The 5,517-nt window shown below is 38.5% G+C and carries 5 protein-coding genes; 4 read left to right on the plus strand and 1 reads right to left on the minus strand.

Features of this window, described 5'->3' with window-relative positions; translation table 11 throughout:
* Positions 1 to 194 precede the first annotated feature (194 nt).
* From Q0K35_RS10765 to Q0K35_RS10775, 3 genes are read left to right on the plus strand one after another with little or no spacing between them, the layout of a single operon-like run.
* Positions 195 to 1,283, plus strand: coding sequence for an Mbeg1-like protein (locus tag Q0K35_RS10765; protein ID WP_294562865.1), 1,089 nt, complete (start codon positions 195 to 197; stop codon positions 1,281 to 1,283).
* Positions 1,280 to 2,254 carry a metallophosphoesterase gene (locus Q0K35_RS10770; protein ID WP_294562866.1) on the plus strand — a complete coding sequence of 325 codons (975 nt, stop codon included), beginning with the start codon at positions 1,280 to 1,282 and terminating at the stop codon, positions 2,252 to 2,254. The genes Q0K35_RS10765 and Q0K35_RS10770 overlap by 4 nt, the downstream gene beginning before the upstream one ends.
* 23 nt (positions 2,255 to 2,277) lie before the next feature.
* A complete protein-coding gene (locus tag Q0K35_RS10775; RefSeq protein WP_294562867.1) occupies positions 2,278 to 3,756 on the plus strand; it encodes a nicotinate phosphoribosyltransferase in 1,479 nt (492 codons plus the stop codon).
* A 51-nt stretch (positions 3,757 to 3,807) separates the two neighbouring features.
* Here Q0K35_RS10775 and Q0K35_RS10780 read toward each other — a convergent pair whose 3' ends face one another.
* Positions 3,808 to 4,518, minus strand: a complete 711-nt coding sequence (locus tag Q0K35_RS10780; RefSeq protein WP_294562868.1) for an alpha/beta fold hydrolase — start codon at positions 4,516 to 4,518, stop codon at positions 3,808 to 3,810.
* Between the two features lie 106 nt (positions 4,519 to 4,624).
* Here Q0K35_RS10780 and Q0K35_RS10785 point away from each other — a divergent pair, with 106 nt between their 5' ends.
* A complete protein-coding gene (locus tag Q0K35_RS10785; protein WP_294562869.1) occupies positions 4,625 to 5,092 on the plus strand; it encodes a DUF4352 domain-containing protein in 468 nt (155 codons plus the stop codon).
* Positions 5,093 to 5,517: the final 425 nt, after the last annotated feature.

Consider the following 5,517-nt stretch of genomic DNA (forward strand, 5'->3'; position numbering starts at 1 on the left):
TAAATTGATCGGATAAAAACTTTATATACAACATTTTAAAATACATTCAAGGCCCCAAATCCCTTTTAAATAAAGGACTTAGGGCCTTTCTGCTTCTTTAAAACTGTCGAAAACAGGATTTAAGATCCAAAATCAATAAAAAACATTGAAATTCTTATAAAAACGATTTAGTATAATTTTTAGGAAGTGAGCTTATGAGCAATATTATTGATTATTTACAGTGGCGTAAGGATCTGACGCTGGATCAGGATCCCTTTAATGAGATCGATTCGCTGATACTTTCAAGGGCTGCTTATCTGCGTTGGGAATATATCTTTGAAGGTGAAGAGCAATATACCTTCCAACAGGCATATCAGAAGCTTCAATCGAAAGGTTTGGATAATGAAAAGCTACTGGCAGATGAAGATCCGCAGCTGTTTTTGCTGCTTTCCCAAAGCCAACGTTTCCAAAGCTGTATCATCAGTGATTTTATCAGTGAGCATCAGGAAGAACAGGAGCTGCAGTTTTGTGCGCTTTTATTCCATTTAGATGATAAAACACATTATGTCGCATTTCGGGGAACGGATAACACGTTGATCGGCTGGAAGGAAAATCTGAATATGTGTTTTCAGGATGTCGTGGGAGCTCAAAGACAGGCATTAAGATATTTACGCAAGGCTGCGAATGAGCATAAAGGAAGATTAAGGCTTGGAGGTCATTCCAAGGGTGGTAATTTAGCGGTTTACAGTGCTTTGTTTACGTTGAAATCGATACAGAAAAGAATTCTGAGCGTGGATAATTTTGATGGACCGGGACTTAGCAGAAAGATGTATGAAAAAAGAAAAGATCATGCGATCTATCAAAAGGTACACAGCTATTACCCGCAAAACAGTATCGTCGGACGTTTTCTGTATCAAAAGGAATTTGATTATACGCTGATACAAAGCAGCAAGAAGGGGATCTATCAGCATGATCTGTATTCATGGCAGTTATTAGGAAAAGAATTTATCTGTGCAAAGGCCTTTGACAGACAAAGCGAGATCATTGAGAATGCCATCAATGATTTTCTTGAGAAGATCTCTCCTTCACAGCGCAGAGAATGTGTCGATGTGATTTTTGAGGTCCTTTCTTCTACAAATGAAGAAACCTTTCATGATCTTTCAAATAACTGGCTGAAAAATACAAGTGTCATGATCAAATCGATTTCGAAGGTTGATTCAGCTGAAAGAAAAGTGATCCTTGATTCGATCAAGGCTTTCTTAAATGCTGTTTTTGATGAATTAAAGGAGGCTGACGATAAATGAAGCTGATTCATTATTTGCTTTTCATACCGGCCATCATGCTTTTGATGCTTTTCTTTTATCTGCATTTTCGCAGACTGATCAATAATAAACGATACAGGATCTATTATTGTCTTTTGACCTTGGCAATCATGTTTGTGTGCTGCATGTTTCCTGTGATGCTGGTATTTTTCATGTATGCAGCCCTTGTCTTTCTTATCTTTGATCTTCTTAAGCTGATGCGTTTAAAAATGTTTGCTGATAAGCTGTATCTGAAGGGGCTGACGCCTTTTCTCATCGCTTTTATGCTGATCATATGGGGAAATATCAATTATAGGGATCTGGTCGTTACAAGCTATGATATCAGCCTTTTGGGGCTGAAAGATGATTATACGATCATGATGATCTCTGATCTTCATTTGGGAAAAGGGGCGTCGATCGACCGCTTGCAAAAGATCATTGACTGTGTGAATGAAAAAGAAGTTGATTTATTTATCATGGCAGGTGATATTTTTGATGAGAGTACCACTGATGAAATGAAAGAAGAAGCTTTTTTGCGCATGAAGACGATCCAAACAAAGCTGGGGGTGTATTATATCGAAGGAAATCATGATGAACTAGATGATGAAACAAGGAGGGCTTTTGATCTTGCAGGAGTCGTGACATTAGAAGATGAAGGCGTGCTGATCGGAGATGATTTTTATCTTATCGGTAAAAATTATGACCGTTCTTCTTCTGATATCAGCATGTTGGTCAAAAAGGATATACCATCTGTCTTGGTCGACCACATTCCTCATGTCAATGAAGATGTCGCTTTGCAGTTATCCGGTCATACTCATGCCGGGCAGGTTCTTCCGTTAGGATGGCTGTTAGATACGGGAATTCATAAGACTGCTCAGGGTTACCGCATCACTTCCAGCGGTGCAGGTGCCTGGGGGATGATGAATCGCTTGGGAAGTAAATGTGAAATTGTGTTCATAAATCTTCATTCGTGATATAATAAAGCAAGGTGATAAAAATGGAAGGTCTAGACTATAAGTATGATTTTAGAGATGAACGTAATCTTTCTTTGGTAATGGATTTTTATGAATTGACGATGAGTCAGTGTTATTTCAATGATCCCAAGGCAAATAAAGAAGTTACTTTCGATTTATTTTTCAGGAGAAATCCGGATGGCGGAGCTTTTTCGATCTTCTGTGGTTTGGAACAGATGATCGGTTATATCCAAAATCTTCATTTTAAGGATGAAGATATCGAATATCTGAGAAGCACGCATAAGTTTACAGATGAGTTCTTAAATTTTCTTCGACATTTCATATTTACAGGGGATGTATATGCGATAAAAGAAGGAAGCGTTGTTTTCCCAAATGAACCTTTAGTAAGAGTAAAGGCCAAGATGATCGATGCGCAGCTGCTGGAAACGGCCCTGCTTCTGGCGGTCAATCATCAAACGCTGATTGCGACAAAGGCACATCGGGTCAAATTAGCGGCTCAGGGAAGAAATGTCATGGAATTCGGTGCTCGCCGTGCTCATAATTTTGATGCGGCTTATTATGGCAGCAGAGCTTGTTATATTGGGGGAGTCGATTCTACGGCAACGGTTTTCGCAGGTCAGAAGTTTGGTATTCCGGTGGTCGGAACGATGGCACATAGCTTTGTACAATCATATGACAGCGAATATGAGGCCTTCCTTTCTTACGCTAAAAATTATCCTGACAGCTGTATCGTCCTGCTGGATACCTATGATACGTTAGGCAGCGGCATCAAAAATGCCATCCGTCTTGAAAAAGAATATCTGGCACCAAGGGGCTATCATCTTCAAGGCGTACGTATTGATTCAGGAGATATCGCTTATCTTTCACAACAGATCCGTACCATTCTTGATGAAAATGATATGCCTTTCTGTAAGATCGTTGCCAGCAATTCATTTGACGAAAATATCATTAAATCATTGATCGACCAGGGAGCCAAGATCGACAGCTTCGGTGTTGGTGAAAATTTGATCGTATCCAAATCAAGTCCTGTATTCGGCGGTGTATATAAGCTGTCAAGCGTAATTGATAATGATAAGGTCATTCCGAAGATCAAGCTTTCTGAAAATATCGAGAAAATGACCAATCCGGGCTTTAAAGACCTTTACCGTATCTATGACAGCAAGACCCATATGATGCGGGCAGATGTCATGAGCGTCCATGGTCATCCGATCAATGAAAAAGAGGATCTGACGATCTATCATCCAAATAACCGCTGGCAGAACAAAACCTTCCATGCAGGTGAATATTATGTAGAAGATCTGCTTCATCCGATCTTTATCAACGGACAGCTTGTTTATGATGTACCATCGATCGAAGAGGTGCGTGCTTATTGCGCAGACCAGCTGGATCATCTGTGGCCGCAATATAAACGTTTTGAATATCCGCATGTCTACAAAGTATCCTTGACTGAGGAGCTGTTAGGCATCAAGACAGAGCTGATTGAAAAATTAAGAAAAAAATAGCTGATCCAATCAGCTATTTTTATATACCGAATCTTTGATGACAGCCCATCTTTATTTCTTTAAGGGCAGCAGCTTGTCCTGAAGAAAATCATCGATCAAAAGAAAAGCAACATCCTGAACGCTTTTATCCTGAAGCAGACGGTGCTTTCCGCCATGAAGAAAGATACATTTTTTCTGGTCATGGCTGATCTGTTCATAGGCCCATTCACTGCTTCTGGTCGGAATGACCTCGTCGGCATCTCCCTGTATCAGCAAGATAGGGCAGCTGACCTTACGGATATCATTTTTATGTTCCTTCACGCATCCCATAAAAGCACTATAAAAACTCCGTGGCATGGAAGGTTTATTTTCATCACTGCCGCTTAATAATTTTTTACCTGTCTTGATAGCGATGCCGGCATAATTTTCAATATTGAAATGAATGAAGGCAGGAGAAATCAAAATTAATTTTTCAACGGGATATTTGCCGGCAAGATAGGAAGCAATGACTCCACCCATCGAAAAGCCTAAAAGATATACCTTCTTATTTTGATCAAAGGCCTGTTGAAGCTTATTTTCTGCTACTAAGATCCATTTGTTGTAATCATCATCATCTTCATCATGGATATCAAACATATTAAAGCTTATGATCTCTATTTTGGAAGCAGTGGCATACTGAATAAAATCATCCATTTCATGCTTTCGATTCACGCCAAAACCATGGATCGTGATCAAAACTTTATCATCATTTTTGTGAAATAATTTCTTTAAATTTTCAAGCATACGATCACCTGTCCAAATTATAACATGTTTTAAAGAAACAGACTATTCTAGGATTCGACAAATTCATACCCTGCTTTGTCATAAGATAGAAGGGGAGGAAAATGTTATGGATCTAATAAAAATCAGAAAAAATAAAACACAGCTGCATCTGTTATGCAAAGATCATATACCGAACTTTGCGATGAAGAATGAATTTCAGACCATTACCTTTTCATTGAAAATTAATCGTTTAGAAATACATGAAGATGAATATTACGGTTATGTGATCGAAGAAGGCGGTGCTTTTTTATGCGTCGATCTCACAATAAAAAATCTGTGTGCAGATGCCTTGTCCTTTTCAAGAAGTGATTTTTTAGTGAGTTATGACCGTGATGGACCTTTTGATGCGGAAGAATATTTCGGAGCAGAAAAACAGTTTGAAGATCTGCTCGTGTTAAAGCCTTTTGAAGCGATAACAGGGAAATATGTGTATATTATAAGCAAAAATGCAAAGAAGATTGCTTTTAAGTATTATGAAGCTTATGATGACCAGCATATGAAAGAATATCGTCTTCGTTATATCATCGAACAATAAAAGAGCGCAGGCTCTTTTTTACATGCCGGGAAATTTCATTTTTGATAGGGCGGTCAGGATTAAGCATCCACCACAGTGTATGTGATTGCAAGAAGGAAAGCGGAAAAATAGCGAACAACTATCATGAATATCAGTGAGCAGGCAGGTGGGCATGCAGATAAGGAGTCACTTATTTGCCTATGATTCTCGTTACAAAATTATTTTCTTATAAAAGTTTTATTCTAAAATATCATATATGCTTGACTACAAATAGGGAAGAGGTGTTAAAATATAAATAGAAAAAAGGTCTTAGGGAGGAAAAAAGATGGAACTTAGAGAAAAATTTGGTTTTGGATGCATGCGTCTTCCTATGAAAGATAAAGAGGTTGATCTTGAACAGGTCAATCAGATGGTAGATGAATTTATCGAAGCGGGATTTAATTATT

Source organism: uncultured Traorella sp., from assembly GCF_944327115.1.
GTDB lineage: Bacteria > Bacillota_I > Bacilli_A > Erysipelotrichales > Erysipelotrichaceae > Traorella.

Bases quoted from the DNA above. Each gene is read 5' to 3' on its own strand.
- Q0K35_RS10765 (WP_294562865.1), top strand. From the start codon at position 195: ATGAGCAATATTATTGATTATTTACAGTGGCGTAAGGATCTGACGCTG.
- Q0K35_RS10770 (WP_294562866.1), top strand. From the start codon at position 1,280: ATGAAGCTGATTCATTATTTGCTTTTCATACCGGCCATCATGCTTTTG.
- Q0K35_RS10775 (WP_294562867.1), top strand. From the start codon at position 2,278: ATGGAAGGTCTAGACTATAAGTATGATTTTAGAGATGAACGTAATCTT.
- Q0K35_RS10780 (WP_294562868.1), bottom strand. From the start codon at position 4,518: ATGCTTGAAAATTTAAAGAAATTATTTCACAAAAATGATGATAAAGTT.
- Q0K35_RS10785 (WP_294562869.1), top strand. From the start codon at position 4,625: ATGGATCTAATAAAAATCAGAAAAAATAAAACACAGCTGCATCTGTTA.